The sequence below is a fragment of the Sandaracinaceae bacterium genome (genome assembly GCA_020633055.1).
GTDB lineage: Bacteria > Myxococcota_A > Polyangia > Polyangiales > Houyiibacteriaceae > JADJJE01.
In genome coordinates this window covers 343,148-360,424 of record JACKEJ010000006.1, presented here as the reverse complement: position 1 = coordinate 360,424, position 17,277 = coordinate 343,148, and the positions used below count along the sequence as shown (strand labels likewise).

12 protein-coding genes are annotated in these 17,277 nt (G+C 70.4%); 4 read left to right on the top strand and 8 right to left on the bottom strand.

Annotation, left to right across the window (positions count from 1 at the left end; translation table 11 throughout):
• Window positions 1–8: 8 nt before the first annotated feature.
• Both H6726_10920 and H6726_10915 read right to left on the bottom strand, forming a co-directional pair.
• Window positions 9–1,034, bottom strand: a complete 1,026-nt coding sequence (locus tag H6726_10920; GenBank protein ID MCB9658150.1) for an NAD-dependent epimerase/dehydratase family protein — start codon at window positions 1,032–1,034, stop codon at window positions 9–11.
• On the bottom strand, window positions 1,031–2,989 hold the full coding sequence (locus H6726_10915; protein MCB9658149.1) for an AMP-binding protein: 1,959 nt from the start codon (window positions 2,987–2,989) through the stop codon (window positions 1,031–1,033). Before H6726_10915 ends, H6726_10920 begins: the two co-directional genes overlap by 4 nt.
• A 116-nt stretch (window positions 2,990–3,105) precedes the next feature.
• Between H6726_10915 and H6726_10910 the strand changes: the two genes are divergently transcribed.
• From H6726_10910 to H6726_10900, 3 genes are all read left to right on the top strand, one after another.
• Entirely contained in the window at window positions 3,106–4,170 is a 1,065-nt protein-coding gene (locus H6726_10910) for a 3-oxoacyl-ACP synthase (protein MCB9658148.1), read from the top strand.
• Complete coding sequence (locus tag H6726_10905) at window positions 4,171–5,067, top strand: hypothetical protein (GenBank protein MCB9658147.1); 897 nt, start codon at window positions 4,171–4,173, stop codon at window positions 5,065–5,067. It abuts the gene before it with no gap.
• A gap of 264 nt (window positions 5,068–5,331) precedes the next feature.
• Window positions 5,332–8,475 carry a hypothetical protein gene (locus H6726_10900; protein MCB9658146.1) on the top strand — a complete coding sequence of 1,048 codons (3,144 nt, stop codon included), beginning with the start codon at window positions 5,332–5,334 and terminating at the stop codon, window positions 8,473–8,475.
• Here the strand turns inward: H6726_10900 and H6726_10895 are convergent.
• Window positions 8,423–9,658, bottom strand: coding sequence for a pyridoxal phosphate-dependent aminotransferase (locus H6726_10895; protein ID MCB9658145.1), 1,236 nt, complete (start codon window positions 9,656–9,658; stop codon window positions 8,423–8,425). The genes H6726_10900 and H6726_10895 overlap by 53 nt on opposite strands.
• Before the next feature lie 192 nt (window positions 9,659–9,850).
• On the opposite strand from H6726_10895, the gene H6726_10890 reads away from it, so the two are divergent.
• A complete protein-coding gene (locus tag H6726_10890; protein ID MCB9658144.1) occupies window positions 9,851–10,714 on the top strand; it encodes a DNA adenine methylase in 864 nt (287 codons plus the stop codon).
• Here H6726_10890 and H6726_10885 read toward each other — a convergent pair.
• From H6726_10885 to H6726_10865, 5 genes are all read right to left on the bottom strand, one after another.
• Window positions 10,705–11,208 (bottom strand): M48 family metallopeptidase, encoded by a 504-nt coding sequence (locus tag H6726_10885; protein ID MCB9658143.1) that lies wholly within the window; start codon window positions 11,206–11,208, stop codon window positions 10,705–10,707. The two genes, H6726_10890 and H6726_10885, sit on opposite strands and share 10 nt — an antisense overlap.
• The gene (maf, locus tag H6726_10880; protein ID MCB9658142.1) at window positions 11,209–11,868 is read right to left on the bottom strand and encodes a septum formation protein Maf; all 660 of its coding nucleotides are present in this window, start codon (window positions 11,866–11,868) and stop codon (window positions 11,209–11,211) included. It lies immediately after the preceding gene.
• Entirely contained in the window at window positions 11,865–13,256 is a 1,392-nt protein-coding gene (locus H6726_10875; protein MCB9658141.1) for an aldehyde dehydrogenase family protein, read from the bottom strand. The genes maf and H6726_10875 overlap by 4 nt, the downstream gene beginning before the upstream one ends.
• A gap of 145 nt (window positions 13,257–13,401) precedes the next feature.
• Window positions 13,402–15,216, bottom strand: a complete 1,815-nt coding sequence (locus H6726_10870; protein MCB9658140.1) for a putative metal-binding motif-containing protein — start codon at window positions 15,214–15,216, stop codon at window positions 13,402–13,404.
• 156 nt (window positions 15,217–15,372) lie between these two features.
• Window positions 15,373–17,268 carry a hypothetical protein gene (locus H6726_10865; protein ID MCB9658139.1) on the bottom strand — a complete coding sequence of 632 codons (1,896 nt, stop codon included), beginning with the start codon at window positions 17,266–17,268 and terminating at the stop codon, window positions 15,373–15,375.
• Window positions 17,269–17,277: the final 9 nt, after the last annotated feature.

Sequence of the window (17,277 nt, the reverse complement as noted above, 5' to 3'; positions counted from 1 at the left end):
GGTTCCTGTCAGAGGTGTGCGTAGAACGACGCGGGGCCGCCCTCGCCCAGCCAGCGCTCGATGCGCTTGAAGCCCGTCTCACGGTCGACGATGGGAGCGTAGTCGAAGTCGCGGCGGGCAGCGGAGAGGTCGTATGTCGCGCTGTGGATGAGGAGCGACGCCAGGTAGCGCGACATGGGTGGCGAGCGCTTGTGCGCGAGGAAGGGCAGGCGCCAGACGACGTCGAGGACCGTGGCCAGGACCCACAGCACCCGCGGCGAGAGGGTGCGCGCGATGGGCGGCACCTGGAAGCGCGCGGCGAGCTCGTCGCAGAACGCCCACACGTCGATGGGCTCCGCGTCCGCCACGAAGTAGGCCTTGCCTCCCACCCGGTCCGAGCGAGCGGCCAACATGCACGCCTCGGCCGCGTTCTCGCAGTAGCAGATGGACGCGACGGTGCGCTTGCCCCCGGACACGTTGGGCAGCTTCCCGTCGTGCATGCGCTTGACCATCTTCGGCATGGCGCCCTGCAGGTCGCGCGGGCCCCACACGCCGCGCGGGCGCAGCGCGCACGTCGTGAAGCCGGGTTCGTTCGCCGCCAGCACCGCGCGCTCGGCGATGGCTTTGGTCTCGGAATACAGGTTGAGGTAGCGGTCCGGGTACGGAGCGCTCTCGTCCACGTCCACCTGGTCTGCGCCAGCCATCACCACGCTCGGGCTGCTGATGAACACGAAGCGGGGCACGCCCGCGCGCTTCGCCGCAGCCAGCAGCCGGGTCGTGCCGTGCACGTTGGCCTCGAGGAACTCCGCCCGCGAGCCGTAGTCCAGCACGCGCGCCGCCGAGTGGTAGACCACGTCGATGCCCCCGAGCGCGGACACCAGCGCACCCTCGTCGGACAGGTCGCCCACGACCAGCTCCACCTCGGCGAGTGAGCGCAGGTAGGCCGTGTCGCTGGTGGGGCGCACCAGCGCGCGCACGCTGTCGCCGCGCGCGAGGCAGGCGTCCACGATGTGGCTCCCGAGGAAGCCCGACCCCCCCGTCACGAAGGCTCTCACTTCGCCAGCTCCTTGGCGCTCACCCCAGCGAAGGGGCGCCAGTAGGTGGCGCCGAAGATGGTGGTCATGCACGCGATGTAGAGCGTGCCGTGGCCCACACGCCGCGCGACGGGCAAGCCCGGGATGATCTGCAGCGGGTGCACGACGAAGTGCAGGAACATCACCACCCACCACAGCGCCCAGAGCGCCGGGTGCGGGAACGGCCACACCAGCGGCAGCAGCTGGTAGAGCCAACCCAGCAGCGGGATGACCATGAGCACGTGGAACGCCGGGGGCATGCGCAAGAGTCCCAGCTTCGCACCCGCCCACACCGCGAGCTCCTCGCGGCCGATCTTGGCGTTGTGGCGTACATCCACGGGGAAGCGCGGGTGGACGATGTAGCGCGTGAGCCCGCGCGTACACTCGTGGGCCTCGGCGAGCGTCCGCAGCTCCTCGAACAGGGTGGCAGGCGTTCCCTCCGCGGCCGCCTCGGGCGTCAGCTCGACGCACACGACGGGGAGCTGCGCCCCGTCCGGCCCGACCCCCACGAGCGCGCTGCGTTGCACGGCCGGGTGCGTGTTGAACACGGCCTCACACATCATCGTGAAGCGCGGTCCCTCGGCGGTGGTCACCGTCTGCGCCTTGCGTCCACACATCCAGATGCGCCCGCGCTCGTCCAGCCAGCCAACGTCGCCCGTGCGGTGCCAGGTCCGCGGGCCGTCGGCGATCTTGTGCAGTGCGTCGTGCTCGGGCGCGTTGTGGTAGCGCTTGCTCACCACCGGGCCGCACAGGGTGATCTCGCCCGGCGTCCCGTCGGGCTCCACCAGCGTGTCGTCCCACGTGGGGATGGGCTCGCGCGTGATGCGCAGCATGCGCGCCTGCATACCGTCGATGGGCGGACCCATGCACACTCCCGCACCGTGGCGCGTGCGCTCGTCGCAGCCGTCTTCCAGCGCGCGCAGGTCGATGGTGGCGATGGGCAGCGCCTCGGTCGCGCCGTACGTGGCGTGGACCGTCGGGTCCCCCTCCAGCGCGCCGCGCACCTGCTGCAACAACGGGAGCGGCGCCGCCGCACCCCCGCACACCACCGTCCGCAGGTTGGGCAAGGGCGTTGCGCGGGCGGTCAGCGCCGGAGCGATGCGGCGCAGGAGCGCGGGAGAACCGAACATGTGCCGCACTTCGTACTGCTCGAGCGTCCCCAGGATGACGTTCGGGTCCACGTCGGCAGGGCGCGTCGGGTCCATGGGCGCGAGGACCGCGGTGCACCCTGTGAAGAGGTCCACCAGCGCGAAGAGCGAGAGCGTCACCAGCCCGCGCTCGCCGTCGTCCAGTGGGTACGTGGAGCGCACCTGTCCCACCAGCGCGTCGAGCATTGCGTGCGTGTACTCCACGCCCTTCGCGGGCCCCGTGCTGCCCGTCGTGAACACGAGCATGAGCAGCGTGTCCGGCGTCACGGGGGGCAGCACGAACGGCCCGCGTCCTGTGCGGTACAGGTCCGCCAAGCGGTGCTCTCCGAAGGCGCCGTCGCTGACCGTGATGCGCACCGACGCGAAGAACTTCGGTCGTGCGCGGCGGATGACGTGTGACAGCGGGATGCCGATGAACGCCTCCGCGCCGACGCTGCGATAGCAGTGCAGCATGCGCGCGAAGCCCATGCCCGGATCCAGCACCACCGGCACCGCGCCGACCTTGTAAAGCGCCAGCAGCACGACGAAGAGCTCGTCGCTGGTGCGCAGCATGAGGATGGTCTTGGTGCCCATCCCGATGCCGATGTCCGTGAACCCATGCGCGAGCGCGTCGGAGCGCGCGTCGACGTCGGCGTATGTACGCTCCGTGAACGGGATGGGCCATGGTCCCTCACGCCGCACGGGCGAGATCAGCGCGGGGCGGTCAGGCGTGAGCGCGACCTGCGCGCGCAGGTGGCGGACGACATGCTGATCGGCGGAGGCGTTCACGGAAGGTTCGACGGCGTTCACGAGAGGCTCTCCTGCTAGCCCAAAATGTTCGTGTGTCGAGTGGACGCACATGTAGCACAGTGACATACAGTACCGAGCGTGCTTGCGCCTTCGCCCGGGCCCGTAGACTGATCGCGATGACCGCTCCCACGCCGCAGACCCAAGACCACCATGTCCGCTTCGAGAGCCTGGGACTCTATCTTCCAGAGCGAACCGTGACCACCCAGGAGCTGGTGGACCGCCTGCAGGCGCCCCCGGTGTTCGCGCTGGAGCAGGTGACGGGGATCGCCTCCCGCCATGTGCGCGGCGACGGTGAGGACACCCTGAGCATGTCCCTGCGGGCAGCGCGCGACTGCCTCGGCCGCTCGCGCTACCGCGCCGAGGACCTCGACGTGATCATCAGCGGAGCCATCACGCGGGTGAAGGGCGAGGCAGAGTATTTCCTCGAGCCGGCCATGAGCCTCTGGGTCAAGAACGCCCTGGGCGCAACGCAGGCGCTCAACTTCGATGTGTCGAACGCCTGCGCCGGCATGTTCACGGGCGTGTACCTGCTCGAGAACCTCATCCGCACCGGGGTGGTGAAGAACGGCATGGTGGTGTGCGGCGAGTGCAACAGCGCCATCTCGGAGACGGCGGTGCGCGAGATCAGCTCACCCTTCGACGAGCAGTTCGCGTCGCTCACCGTCGGTGACGCCGCGACCGCGGTCATCCTGGACGGCGAACCCAGCGCGGACGACCACGTCGGCTTCGTGGAGATGATCTCTTGCACCGAGGCGGCGCTCCTGTGCCTCGGGAAGCCGAGCGAGCTCACGTCGGGCATCGCGCTGTACACGAAGAACAGCAAGCTCCACGCCGGCGACAACCTGCGCCTGTGGCCCTTCGTGGTGGAGCGTGTGCTGGCCGAACGCGGCTCCACGTTCGAGGAGGAGGCCTTCGACCACCTCGTGCCGCACCAGCTCGGACTGCGCTTCACCGACAAGAGCGTCAGCATCGCGGAGGAGGCGCTGGGGACGAAGATGCCGCCACCCATCCACGTGCTCGAGACCTGCGCCAACACGTCGTCCACGTCACACTTCGTCGCGCTCTACGAGGCGCTTCGCGACGGGCGCGTGCGCGCCGGCGACAAGCTCCTCTTCTTCCCTGCGGCCTCCGGCATCGTCACCGGCGCCATCTCCGTCACCGTCAGCCGGATGGGCCTCTGAGTGGGACTCTACATTCACAGCACCGGGCTGAGCTCGGTCGACGCCACCGTGGACTCCATCAGCCACAGCGCGGCCGCGGCGCGCGCCTGCCTCGAGCAGGCCGGCCTCGCCGTCGGCGACGTGGACTTCCTCGTCAACGTGGGCGTGTTCCGGCACCACAACATGTGCGAGCCGTCGGTCTGCGCCCTCATCCAGCACGCCCTCGAGATGTCGCCGGACATCCGGAAGTTCCCAGGCACGCGCGAGGTGTTCTCCTTCGACCTGAACAACGGCGCGTGCGGCCTGCTCAACGCCGTGACCGTGCTGCGCGCCATGCTGACCACGCGCCGCAAGGAGTACGCCCTCATCGTCGCGGCCGATTGCCCGCCCTCCGGACAGCCCGACCCCACGTTCCCCATCACGCCCCTGGGCTCGGCCATGCTGCTGCGACTGGCGCCCGGAGACCGAGGCTTTGGGGCCGTCCAGCAGCGTACGTCCCCCGTGGCCTTCGATGGCCAGACTGGCTCGTGCGACATCGCCGTCCGCGGCACCAAGAGCCGCACCACCATCGACGTGGTGCGCGCGCCGGACTATCTGGAGCGCTTGCAGGCGTTCGCGCGGGAGACGGCCAACGCGTTCCTGGACGAGACGGGCGCGCAGCGTTCCGCTCTGCGACTGATCTGCTCGGAGCCCAGCGAGACCTTCGGCGCGCAGCTCGCGGAGGGTCTCGGCCTGCACCCCGGCGCCCTGTTGAGCACATGGAAGACGCACGCCGACACCCACACCTCGGCCTGCACGCTCGGCTGGCACCTGGCCCGTGAGCGCCAGCCGCTGAGTGACGGTGAGCGAGTGCTGTTCGTGAACGCGGGCGGCGGCCTCACCGTGGGCTGCGCGCTGTACGAGCACGTCGCGCGCTGACGCGCTCCTCGGAGGAGCGCTTTCTGGCGAGGGCCGAGCCGGACCCGAGGGCGCCGAGGGTGAGATGACACGGGATCAACGCGCGGGCTTGGCTGCCTCATCCAGACCGCCACGGGTGCGTCGAGGTGCCACGATGTGGGGGGCCCCCTTGCATCACCCTTCAGCAACAGGCAGATATTTCCGATGCGTTTGTCAATTTGCGCCACACTCGTGGCGGTTGCGGTCACGTTGGCTCCATCGCTCCCCGCTCGTGCGTCCACGACGGTGTCCGACTGCACGCCTGGGTTCTTTGGCACGGCGTGCACCAGCGCACCCTACACGGCTGGGGCGGGCGACATCTTCGTCGGGCAGTCGCGCTGCGAGGGCTCGGGCGCTGGCACGCTGTTCGTCGAAGAAGAGCTCGTGCTGAACTCGGGGACGTTCACCACCGTCGGGTCGGCGGCCTATCAGGGGGCGATCTTCGAGGCGAACTGCACCCGGGCGCAGGTGGTCCCGATCTACCCTGTAGCGGGGCGTCGCTATCGCATCCGGATGACCAAGGGGTCCAACTCGTTGGGCGTGCGCGGGTCCCTCTTGCTGGTCCGCAGCATCACCTCGGCCACCAGCTCGCCGGGCAACTGCATCGCGCACACGGACAGCGGTGAACCGAACTGGTTCCTCTACGCGCCGACCCTCACCGACACCACCGACTCGGTGGCCACGACCAGCGCGAGCGGCTTCGGCGGACTCGACACCCAGACCCGACGGCTGAGCGACTCCGCGATCATGTGCACGGGTACCGCCACGTGCACCTTCCAAGCGAACCAGGGCATCTCCTATCTGATCGAGTCGGAGGAGAGCCGCACGAGGAGCAACGGGCAGCTCTGTCTCCAGTCTGCTGCGCCGCTGCTGCACGTCAGCATGGTCGGCGTGGAGCAGCGCGGGCGCATGCTGACGTGGGAGACCTCGTCCGAGACTGGGACGCTGGGGTTCATCGTGGAGCACGACGACGGCACCGGCTTCGCCCCCGTGTCCGAGCTGTTGCCCGCGCTCTCCGAGCCCGGGGGTGGCGTGTATGCGTTCCACCTGCCCGTCGGGCTGACGGGTGCGCTCCGCGTGGTGGAGCTGGATGTCAGTGGGGCGCGCGCCACGTACGAGCTGGGCGGCGAGGCTGTCTCCGACGACCTCTCCGTCTCGACCGCGGCTCCCTTCGCGTCACTTCCGCACACAGCCCCCATCGTGGTGCGCGCCAAGGACGCCGACGACGAACCGGGTGACGTCGCGCGGGTGCTCGTGCCGTCCGAGGGTCTCGTCCTCGTCAGCAGCGTGGCGCTCGCGGACGCGCTCGGCGTTTCCCTTGGTGCGGTCACGTCGGCCATCACGACCGGCGAGCTCACGATCAGCGGCGCGGGGGCCGCGGTGCCGTACGAGCGCCACCCAGGGGGCGTGCTGTTCTACGCCGACGCGCCCGACCACGTCTTCTCGGATGTGCGTCACTACCTGGTGCGCCTCGACGGAGGCGGCAGCGCGTTCGCCACCGAGGACGCCACGCCCGACGGCGGCGCGGCGTTGGACACGTACGTACGCAGCATCCACCTCGAGCAGGAGGTCTTCGCCGGCATGGTGGTGGTGGAGGATCCGCGCAGTGACTTGTGGTTCTGGCAGACGGTCTCGCCGACCGCCCCGCTGCGCACCTCGTTCGCGCTCGCTGGAGCGGCCCTGGACGACGCCTCGGTCACGGTCGAGGTGCAGACCATCCCCGGCTATGACGGCGGCGACGTGTCACTGCTCGTGGACGGGACGCTCGTTGGCACGCGGACCCCAGCCGGCGGCCGAGAGCCGCTGACGTTCGAGGTGGACGCGGCGCTGCTGTCGGCTGGCACGCACGCCGTCGAGGTGCGCACGAACGTGGGGTTCCTCTACGTGGACCAGCTCGACATCGCCGTCCCGAGCGCGTTCGGCGGCGAAGCGGGTGCGTTCGACGCGAGCGCAGACGGCGTGGTGACGGTGCCCGAGGACGAAGGGCTCCGTGTGCTCGATGTGAGCACCCCGTCGGCGCCGCGCATCCTCGAAGGCCTCGCCGTGGAGGCCGGGACCGTGAGCTTCCGCGTGATGGCGGGGCGCCGCTACTGGATCGACCGCGGCGAGACGCTCTCCCCCAGGTCAGTACGAGGCGCGCACCCCACGGACATCTCAGGCGACCTCGCCGCGGAGTATGTCGTCATCACGCACCGCAGCTTGCTGAACGCCATCGCCCCTCTGGTCGACGCGCGCGCTGCGGACGGCCTCTCCACGGTGGTGGTGGACGTCCAGGACATCTTCGACACGCACTCGGACGGCGTGCCCGACCCCGAGGCGATTCGTACCTTCCTCACGCGCGCCCGCAGGGAGTGGAGCGTGCCGCCGCGCTACGTCCTCTTGGCGGGACACGGCACGTACGACTTCCGCGACCTGCGCGGGTTCGGGGACAACCTCGTGCCCAGCCCGATCACGCGCACGGTCGGGGGTCTCTTCGCCACGGACGGGTACCTCGTCTCCGACTCGCTGACCTCCGGTCCCGCGATCCCGGTGGGACGCCTCCCAGCGAGCTCGGCGGCCGAGCTCAGCCAGATGGTGGAGCGCATCCTGGCCTACGAGCAGCGCGCACACGAGACGCTGCTGACCGTCGCCGATCGCCCCAGCATGGGCGACGACTTCGTCACGGCCGCGGCGGCCGCGAGCGCGCAGGCTCCGACCCACTTCACGCTGGCCGCCGTAGCCCAGAGCGGCGCAGTCGCGGACGCCCGCACGGAGCTCCACGCGGCGCTGGCGGAGTCGCCGGACGCCGTCTTCTACTTCGGGCACGGCGGCTTGGACCGCATCGGGCGCGACGGAATCCTGCGGAGCCAGGATCTACCCGGCCTGGACCCGAGCGGTCTCCCTGCGCTGCACTTCACGATGTCTTGCTCGGTGGGGCGCTTCGACGTGCCCGGCTTCCAGAGCATCGCAGAGGAGCTCGTGCGACTGCCGCAGGGCGCTGTCGCGGTGTTCGGCCCCTCCGGGCAAACCACGCTGGCGGATGCCGACGCGCTGGCGGGCCCCGTCGTGGCGACGCTGTATGCGGACAACGCGCGCTTGGGCGACGCCACCCTCGCCGCCACGCGGTCGCTCGGGGGTCAGTACGACGCCGCACGCCTCTTCAACCTACTGGGCGACCCGGCCATGCGCACGGGCCGGGTCGTCGCGCCCGAGCCCCCCTCGACCGGAGGTGGCTCCGACGTGTTCATCCCCATCCGGTGCTCCGCCTCGGTGACCTCCCACGGCGGCCCGGCGGCGCTTGTCGGGGCGTGGGTCCTCGGGCTCGCGCTCGCCGTCCGTAGGCGTTCGCGCCGCGCGGTCAGCGGTGGCTGCGGATCATCTCGCCCAGACGCGCGAGGGCCGTCTCGATGACCTCCATGTCGGGCCCGAACGAGAAGCGCACGTGGTGCCGGAAGCGGCTGGGCCGGCCCATGCGCCGCTTGCCGGGGTTCACATCGAAGAAGTGCCCGGGCACGCAGATGACCTTGTGCTCGAGCGCGGCCTTGAAGAAGTCCTCACCGTGGCGGATGGACTCGGGCAGCGCGCTGAGGTCGCCCCACGCGTAAAAGGTGCCCTCGGGCTCCACGGCGAAGGTGATCCCCAGCTCGCGCAGGCCCGACACCAAGCGGTCGCGCTTCTTGATGAACGTGCTGCGGATGGCCTCGGTCTCGGCCAGCGTCGGCGCGACCTGCACCAGCTCCACCGCGGCGCGCTGCATGGGGGCCACCGCGCCGCCGTCCAGGAACGAGCCCGCGCTCGCGACGGACTCGATGAACGTCTTGGGGCCCAGCACCCACGTGGTGCGGAAGCCCGGGTAGCGCCAGTTCTTGGTGAGCCCGTCGAAGACGACGATGGGGTCGCGGTTGACGTCGTCGACGTACTCCGCCGCGCTGACGATGGGCTTGTCCCCCACCCACACGTAGTGCGAGTAGAACTCGTCCATGAGCAGCGCGCAGTCCAGCTCGCGCGCCGCGTCGACCCAGGCGCGTAGGGCCTCGCCGTGCACCAGCTTGCCCGTGGGGTTGCACGCGTTGCTCATCAGGATGGCGCCCAGCCCGCGCCCCATCACCTCGCGCCGCAGGTCGTCGGCCGTGAACTCGTAGCCCTGCGCGGGGTCCAGCAGGATGGGGATGGGCTGGAAGCGCCGGAACACGTCCAGCAGCTCTTCGTAGGCCGTGTAGTCCGGCAGGAAGTGTCCCAGATGCACCGGCGCGATGGCCGCACAGGCGCGCATGATGGACACCCGCCCGCCGCCGCAGATGGCAACGTTCTCGGGGCCGTACTGCGAGGCCTTCCCCTTGCGAAAGAGCTCGTTGTACAGGTTGGCGACGGCCGCGCGCAGCTCGGGGATGCCTGGCACCGGGGCGTAGTCGAGGTCGTCCGCGCCCACCGGGACGCTGGTCACGCGAGGCGGCGCGCCGGGAAGCGGCCCCGTCTCGGGCTGCCCTTGTCCGAGGTTGCACCATCCCTCGGCGCCCAGCTGGAAGCCCCGCTTCTGGGCCTCCACGGTAACGTAGATGACGCCTGTGCGGGGCACGTTGCGAAAGGCCCCCATGAGCTCGAGCGCGCTCGTGTGATCGGTTCCGGGCTCGGTGTCGCTGCGAATGGTCATGGCGGTGGCGAACGATAGCAGCCACGCACACAGTCCCGGCCAGCCGCTTTTTTGGGCGACACGTACATGTGGGATAGCGTCGCACACATGGCTACCCCCGCCGCCATCGCGCGCCTCCCGCTCCAGAAGATCCCCATGGGTTCGGTCGTCCCGGCCCGTCCGCTGCGCGACCTACCGCGCCCCTCACCCTTCATCAAGTGGGTGGGTGGCAAGGGGCGCCTGATGGGGCAGCTGGAGCCGCTGCTGCCCCCGGGCGTGGCGCGCATGCGGCATGTGGAGCCCTTCGTCGGCGGGGGCGCGATGTTCTTCGCCCGGCAGCCGCAGCGGGCCGCGCTGAGCGACATCAACCCCGACCTGGTGCACGTCTACCGCTCCATCCGCGACGACGTGGAAGGCGTCATCCGTTCCCTCGCGCCGCTGGCGGCCGCGGGGCACGCGCCCGACACCTACTACCGCGTGCGCGAGCGCTACAACGCAGGCGAGGGCCACAAGCAGCCGCTGCGCGCGGCCATGTTCATCTACCTGAACAAGACCTGCTTCAACGGGCTGCACCGCGTGAACCAACGCGGCGAGTTCAACGTGCCCGCGGGCAAGTACAAGAACCCCACCATCCTCGACGCGAGCGGGCTGCGCAGCGCGAGCGCCGCGCTGGCTCACGCCGACGTGCGCCAGGCTGGCTTCGAGGAGCTGCTCGACCGCGCGCGCCCGGGTGACTTCGTCTACTTCGACCCGCCCTACGAGCCCGTCTCCACCACCGCCAGCTTCACCAGCTACGCGCGCGACGGCTTCACCCAAGCGGACCAGACGCGCCTGCGCGACGTGTTCAAGGAGCTGCACCGTCGCGGGGCCAAGCTGATGCTCAGCAACAGCGACGTGCCGTTCATCCGCGAGCTGTACGCGGACTTCCACATCAGCACCATCGAGGCTCCGCGCGCGATCAACTCGAACGGGCTGCGCCGCGGCAAGGTCAGCGAGGTGGTCGTGCGCAACTACGCTTGATCGGGCTGCCGCGCGAAGAGCAGCAGCCGCAGGTCGAGCTCGTGGCGCAGGTAGTCCGGCTCCATGTGCTGGCACAGCCGGTAGAACGCCTTGTCGTGCTCCTTGTGGCGCAGGTGCGCGAGCTCGTGCACCACGACCATGCGCAGGAACGCGAGCGGCAGCTCCTTGAACAAGCTCGCGATGCGGATCTCGTTCTGGCTCTTGAGGTTCGCGCCCTGCACGCGCACGGCGTAGGTGTGCAGCCCGAACGCCTTGTGGAGCGTGCTCAACTTGTCGTGGTAGCGCACCTTCGCCAGCGGAGGGGAGCTGCGCAGGTGCTCGCGCTTGATGCCCTGCGCGAAGTCGTAGAGGGCCGCGTTGGTGGTGATCTCGTGGCCCAGCGGGTAGCGCTCCAGCAGGCGACGCTCGAGCGTGCCCTCGCGCCGCGCCCGAAGCGCCTTGTCGCGCAGCTCCTCCGGGTAGCCACCCAGGTAGTCGACGGGCGCCGGGTTCATCTACGGCACCTCGAAACCGGCGTCGCCCAGGAGGTCGGTCAGCGCGATGAGCGGGAGCCCGATGATGCCCGTGAAGTCGTCCCCACCGATGCGCTCGAAGAGCGTGATGCCGCGCCCCTCCACCTTGTAGCTGCCCGCGCAGTCGAGGGGCTGGTCTGCGGCGACGTAGCGCGCGATGGCGGCCGCCGAGAGCGCGCGCATGGTCATGGGGTGCACCGAGAGACGCTCGCGCACTTGGCCATCGGGGTGTCGCAGGGCCACCGCGGTGACGAGCTCGTGGGTGGTGCCCTGCAGCCGCGCGAGCTGCGCCTCCGCCCGCGCGGCGGTCCCCGGCTTGCTGAGGATCTCCTCGCCGAACACGCACACCTGGTCCGACCCGAGCACGAACGCGCCCGGGTGGTCCAAGGCCACGCTCTCGGCCTTTTTGCGCGCCAGCTGCATCGCCAGGTCGGTGGGCCGGGTTCCGCGGCCCTTGAAGGCGTCCTCGTCGCAGCGGTGGGCCACCGCCACGTACGGCACGCCCAGCCGCGCGATCAGCTCGAGCCGGTACGGCGAGGTGGTCGCCACGACGAGCCTCGGCGCGGGGTCGACGGTCGCGTTCGCGAGCGCCGTGTCCGGGTTCGTACCCGCGTCGCCCGTGTTCGTGCCGGTGCGACTCATGGGATGGCGTGCCGCAGGTGCAAGCTCTTGAGCCGCGTGAAGCCGTCGAAGCCAAAGCGCGACAGGGTGCAGCCGCGCCCCGAGTCACGCACGCCCACCCACGCCAGCTCGGGGTCCAGGTAGTCGCAGCGGTTCATGAACACGGTGCCCACGTCCAGCTGCGCGGCGAGCTGCTGGGCGCGCTCGAGGTCGGGGGTCCAGAGCGACGCCGTCAGCCCGTAGGCACTGTCGTTGATGCGCGCGACGGCCTCCTCGTCGGAGCCCACGGGCATGACGCCCACCACGGGTCCGAAGGTCTCGGCGCTCATCAGGTCGAGCTCCTGAGTGACCCCCACCACGACCTCGGGCGCGACGTACTGCGAGGGCAGCCCCTCCGCGCTCCCTCCGACCAACCCGCGCGCGCCGGCGCCGTAGGCCTGCTCCAGCTGCGCGCGCACGACGGCCGCGTTGCGGGCGCGCACGAGGGGCCCGAGGTTCGTCGCGGCCTCCCGCGGGTCGCCCAGGCGCAGCGCGCGCACCTCTGCGACGGAGGCCTCCAGGAACGCGTCGAGCACCTTCTCGTGCACGTACACACGCTCGACGGCACAGCACGACTGCCCCGCGTTGTACATCGCCCCGTCCATCACGTTGGCCGCCGCCTTGGCCACGTCCGTGTCCTCGCAGACGTAGGCCGCGTCCTTGCCGCCCAGCTCGTAGCCCACCGAGATGAAGCGCCCCGCCGCGGCGCGCGAGATGGCGTGGCCGCCCTCGACCGAGCCAGTGAACGCCACCGCCCCGACACGCGCGTCGCGGACCGCGTTCGCCGTGACCTCGTGGCTCATGTGGATGTGCTGCAGCACCCCTTCGGGGAGCCCCGCCCGCAGCGCGCTCGCGCTCATGCGCTCGGCCACCAACGGCGTCTGCTCGGCGTGCTTCAGCAGCACGGCGTTGCCGGCCAACAGCGCGGGCACCACAGCGTTCACGGCGGTGAGCCAGGGGTAGTTCCAGGGGGCCAGCACCAGCACCACGCCCACGGGGACGCGCTGAATGGCACGGGTGAAGCCATCCTTCGCCGGGGGCACGTAGTCGGCCAAGGCCTCCTCGGCGAGGCGCGCCATCGTGCGCCCACGGTCCAAGAACCCTGCCAGCTCGGACGGCGCCTGGCTGATGGGGCGCCCCATCTGCAGCATCAGCTCGCGCGCGGCGTCATCCTTCTCCGCCTCCACGTCGGACAAGAAGCGCAACACGGCCTCCACCCGCGCAGCGAGGGGCGACGCCCCCCACGCGCGCTGCGCCTTAACGGCGCGAGACAGCGCCCCGTCCAGCTCCGCCGCAGTCGCGAGGCTCCCTTCGTACACCACGGAGTCATCGGCGGGGGACACGACCACGAAGCGCGCGCTGTTCGTCATGCGCGCATCGGGTCACACGCGCGGGCGCTGGTCAAGGTCCGAGGCGCGTGGCGTGCGCGTGTGAAGCGAGCCGTCATCACGCACAAAGCGGCGCCCTGAAGACCAGAGCGCCGCTTCGCGCGGAGGGGCCGTCGGGTTCAGCGCCTCATTGACAGCGCCCCACTCCGTCGACGCCGGTCCGACACCGCTCGCCGCTGGCGCAGCTCACCGAGGAGACGACGCCTCGCGAGCACAGTCCGACGTGCGTGGCGTCGAGACACGTGCCGGTCCCGGGCGTGAGCGCCGCGTTGCTGTCGTCGCAGTCGAAGGCGTTGGTGACGAAGCCAGGATCGTTCCAGCACCCCGCGAACGTGCAGGACGCATCCCCGAAGCCGTCGCCGTCGACGTCTCGGTACAGCGGCGCCGACGCATCCTCGTCGATGAGCCCGTCGCAGTCGTCGTCGCGGTGGTTGCAGAGCTCGGCAGCGCCCGGATACACGCTGGCGAGCTCGTCGTCGCAGTCGTCCCCCTGCTGATTGAGCCACGGCGCAGCGGGGAACACGTTGCGACACGCGGACGAGACGTACCCGTCGCCATCGAGGTCGGTGTCGCCGACCGTGCTGGGGTCGCAGTCCTCGTCGACGCCCTCGAAGTCGCAGATCTCTTGTGCGCTCCCGAAACGACGCGGATCGGTGTCGTCGCAGTCGGGTCCACCACAGACGACGGAGGCGAAGCCATCCCCATCGTGATCGGAGAGCGCCGGGTCTGCCGGCAGCGTCTCACCCGTGTTGGGGTCGGTCCGCTCCCCACAGTTGCCGCAGCGGCGCAGGTGCTCGATGCAGTGCGGACCAGAGTTCAGCGTCGCGCAGATGGCGGTGTAGTCCGGGCCCGCCACGCACCCGCGCGGATCCGAGTTGATGTTCGTCGGCTCGCAACGAGAGCCGTGACACCAGCCGCCGCAGTCGCCATCGTCGCGGCAGCGTTCGGCGGCCTCGGCGAACACGCGGCAGGTGTGCGTCCCCTCCCAGCAGTAGCCGAGGCGGCTCCTGCACTCGTCGTTGGGCGTGGGACCCGGTCCGACGACGCAGCCTGCCGCGTTGGCCGCGGGATCGCTCGGGTCGCAGACCTCGCCTCGGCAGTAGCTGCATCCGGCGTCGCTGGTGCACTGCCGGCAGCCGACGGCCGGGTTGCAGGACTCGCGCGAGCACCCCGGGGTCGTCACGCAGCCACGCGCGTCCGCAGCCGGCGAGGATGGGTCACAGCTGTGCTGGTCAGCGCAGAGGTCACCCGTGGCCCCGCACTCGGCGTCGGTCGCGCACGTGCGCACGGGGGCCTCGCAGAGGAGCGGCGGGACACACGCATCCTGCACTTCGTCGCAGACCTCACCCACGTCGCACGGGCTCTGTCCGGCCACGCAGCCGCGAGCGTCCGCTCCCGCAGCCGTGGGGTCACAGCGCGACGTGCCGAGGCAGAACAGCCCCGTGTCGCACTCGGCGTCCACCAGGCACGTGGAGACAGGCGGCACCCCCGCGTCGGGGAAGATGACGTCCACGCCCACGTCCAGCTGTCCGGGCTCGAAGATGACGTTCACGTCCTCCACCTGAAAGACGAAGCGCACACCCGCGACGGCGTTGGACTCGACCCGGATCGTCATGGGGTTCATGGAGACGAGCGACGCCGCGACCGGGCCGTCGTGCTCGTCACCAGCCGAGCGCACCAGCGTCCACCCCGAGCGGAGCGTGACCTGGTAGTCGCCGGGAGGGAGCTGGAAGCTGTGCACGGACTCGGCTGGGAAGTCCGCCGTGTTGAAGTCCACGTCGCTCGGACCTCGCACCCGAAAACGCGCGTTCTCGAGTCGATAGAGCGCGCCGTCAGGCCCAGCGCTCACGAGTGAGACGGCTGCGCCGCCCGCTGGAGCTGCGTCTAGTCCCGAACAACCGACCGCGCCGAGCCAGGCGCAGGCCAGAACCATCTTCCACATGTCCTTGCACATGCGCGTGAGGTAGGGTGTAGGTCTTTGTTGGTCAAGACCTACCATGATAGACACAAACTTACACCAACACCATCACCCCCAGCACACCGTCGGAACTCGTCCGGGGCTCACGCCGACTCGGACTGGACCATCCAGCTCCCAGACCTAGAAGCAGCTCAGGGGTAGGCCCAGCACGCCCGTGCTGGTGCCCGCCCTCACCGTGACGCCAGCGGCGCCGCTGGCACTGTTCTCGAGGACGAGCTCGTGGTCCGCCACCCCACCGTCCACCAGGAGCACCGGGCCGGCAGTCTCCACGGGGAGGCCATCGAACGCCGCGAGGCGCTCCATGTACAGCGCCCCCTCGCGGTCGGACGTGGTGCTCGTGGCCGGGGACGCCAGCGAGTCCGCGCCCGCCCACGTGACGTACCACCCTCCCCCTGCGTTGCCGACCGTGGCGCCGCCGCGCTCAGCGTCCTCGGTCAGGAACCCCTGCGGGGCGAAGCGGATCCGTGGCGCGGCGTAGAGGCCGGCCTCGGACAGTGACACCAGAGGCGCTGCCTCGAGCGAGCTCGGGTGACCGGACGCGTCCAACGCCAGGGTGGCGCTACGGAACCGCAGTCGGCCCGTGGCATCGCACGCCGAGCGCCAGGCGAGTCCGACGCGCACGCTGGTCGCGCTCGCCGTCACCTCTTCCGCCGCGAGGACCAGGGAGTTGCTGCCCGCGTCGCCGGGAATGGTTCCGACCAGGCGGATGCCCGAGAGCGGGCTCGTCTCCACGCCGTCTCGCGTGGTGAGATCGACGGGATCGATGCCCATGTCTGGATCGGGGAGAGGATACGCGCCCAGGTTGGCGGGAGGCGCCGGCGGCGTGGGCACGAAGTGGATCGCGATGTCCCCGTCCTCGTCCGGGAACGCAACGAGAAAGCCCTCGTCACCCAGCGCGGCCACGGCTGGACCCGTGCCCGACCGTGTGCGGCCGAGCGTCGAGGGGACCCCCTCGCCCGTCACCTCGACGCGCGGAGCGATCTGCGCGCGCTCGGGCTTGGGCCGCACGTAGACGCCGAACGCCTGCACGTCCACCTCCGTTCCGTCGCCGCAGGCCTCACGCGTGGCCGGCGCAGAGAGGAACGCGAGCAGACCGGCCGTCGTGCCGAGCGCGACGGTGGGGTGACCGACGCCGCAGACACTCTGGACCGACGGGCCGCCGACCACGGGCGGCATGGCCATGGCATCCGCGGTGGCCTGCGCACACGCGTCGGTCGTGTTCATCGAGCAGAAGCGCAGCGTGGGGTGCGGGAGCAAGCCCAAGTAGGTGTTGGAGCGGCGTTGAGGGCCCGTCGCATACAGGACCTCGGGCTGGCCCACGCTCGCCACGCTCAGGCGCAGCTGACCGCCCGCACAGCCGGTGCGGAACGTCTGCGCGTACACCACGTGCTCACCATCCGTCGCCATGGCGTACTCGCTCGCGCCACAGCTCGCCAGCGGGGCGTCGGGATCGCGTCGATAGCACATGTCCGCCGTTTCGGCGGTGAGCACCTCCGACACCAGCGTAGACGACGAGTGCGTCACATAGACGGGCTCGAGCCCCACCAGGGAACCTGCAGCACCCTGCGTGGTCTCCAAGCGCCCGATGAAGTCGTTCGCCCCCGCCCCCTCCGTCCACGCGACGATCTCGGGGCTGCCCGTCGCGGCGGTCAGCGCCGAGACGACCCCGGCGCGCAGGTTCACCTGGGTCTGCCCGATGACGGCCTGACCGCTGCTGCGTTCGTCGATGAGCCCATCGCAGTCGTTGTCGCCTCCGTCGCACACCTCTTCGACGGTCACCAAGACGCAGACGTTGCGATCCTGCGCGTCGTCTCGTTGGCACACGTACTCCTGGCAGGAGGCTGGCAGGCTCGGGTCGCCCAGCACCCGGCAGTCCTGGCTCGAGCTGCACTCGCCGAGCGGGAAGTCCCAGAGCTTGGCGAGCGTGCAGCCGCTGGCGGCGGCGACGGCGGTCGCCAACGACAACGAACGCGCGAGGCGCCACAGCGGGGCGAGCCCGCAGCGCCGTGTCCTCATTGCGTATCC

Bases quoted from the DNA above. Each gene is read 5' to 3' on its own strand.
- maf (MCB9658142.1), bottom strand. From the start codon at position 11,868: ATGAGTCGCACCGGCACGAACACGGGCGACGCGGGTACGAACCCGGAC.
- H6726_10870 (MCB9658140.1), bottom strand. From the start codon at position 15,216: ATGTGGAAGATGGTTCTGGCCTGCGCCTGGCTCGGCGCGGTCGGTTGT.
- H6726_10910 (MCB9658148.1), top strand. From the start codon at position 3,106: ATGACCGCTCCCACGCCGCAGACCCAAGACCACCATGTCCGCTTCGAG.
- H6726_10875 (MCB9658141.1), bottom strand. From the start codon at position 13,256: ATGACGAACAGCGCGCGCTTCGTGGTCGTGTCCCCCGCCGATGACTCC.
- H6726_10885 (MCB9658143.1), bottom strand. From the start codon at position 11,208: ATGAACCCGGCGCCCGTCGACTACCTGGGTGGCTACCCGGAGGAGCTG.
- H6726_10895 (MCB9658145.1), bottom strand. From the start codon at position 9,658: ATGGGGGCCTTTCGCAACGTGCCCCGCACAGGCGTCATCTACGTTACC.
- H6726_10865 (MCB9658139.1), bottom strand. From the start codon at position 17,268: ATGAGGACACGGCGCTGCGGGCTCGCCCCGCTGTGGCGCCTCGCGCGT.
- H6726_10890 (MCB9658144.1), top strand. From the start codon at position 9,851: ATGGGTTCGGTCGTCCCGGCCCGTCCGCTGCGCGACCTACCGCGCCCC.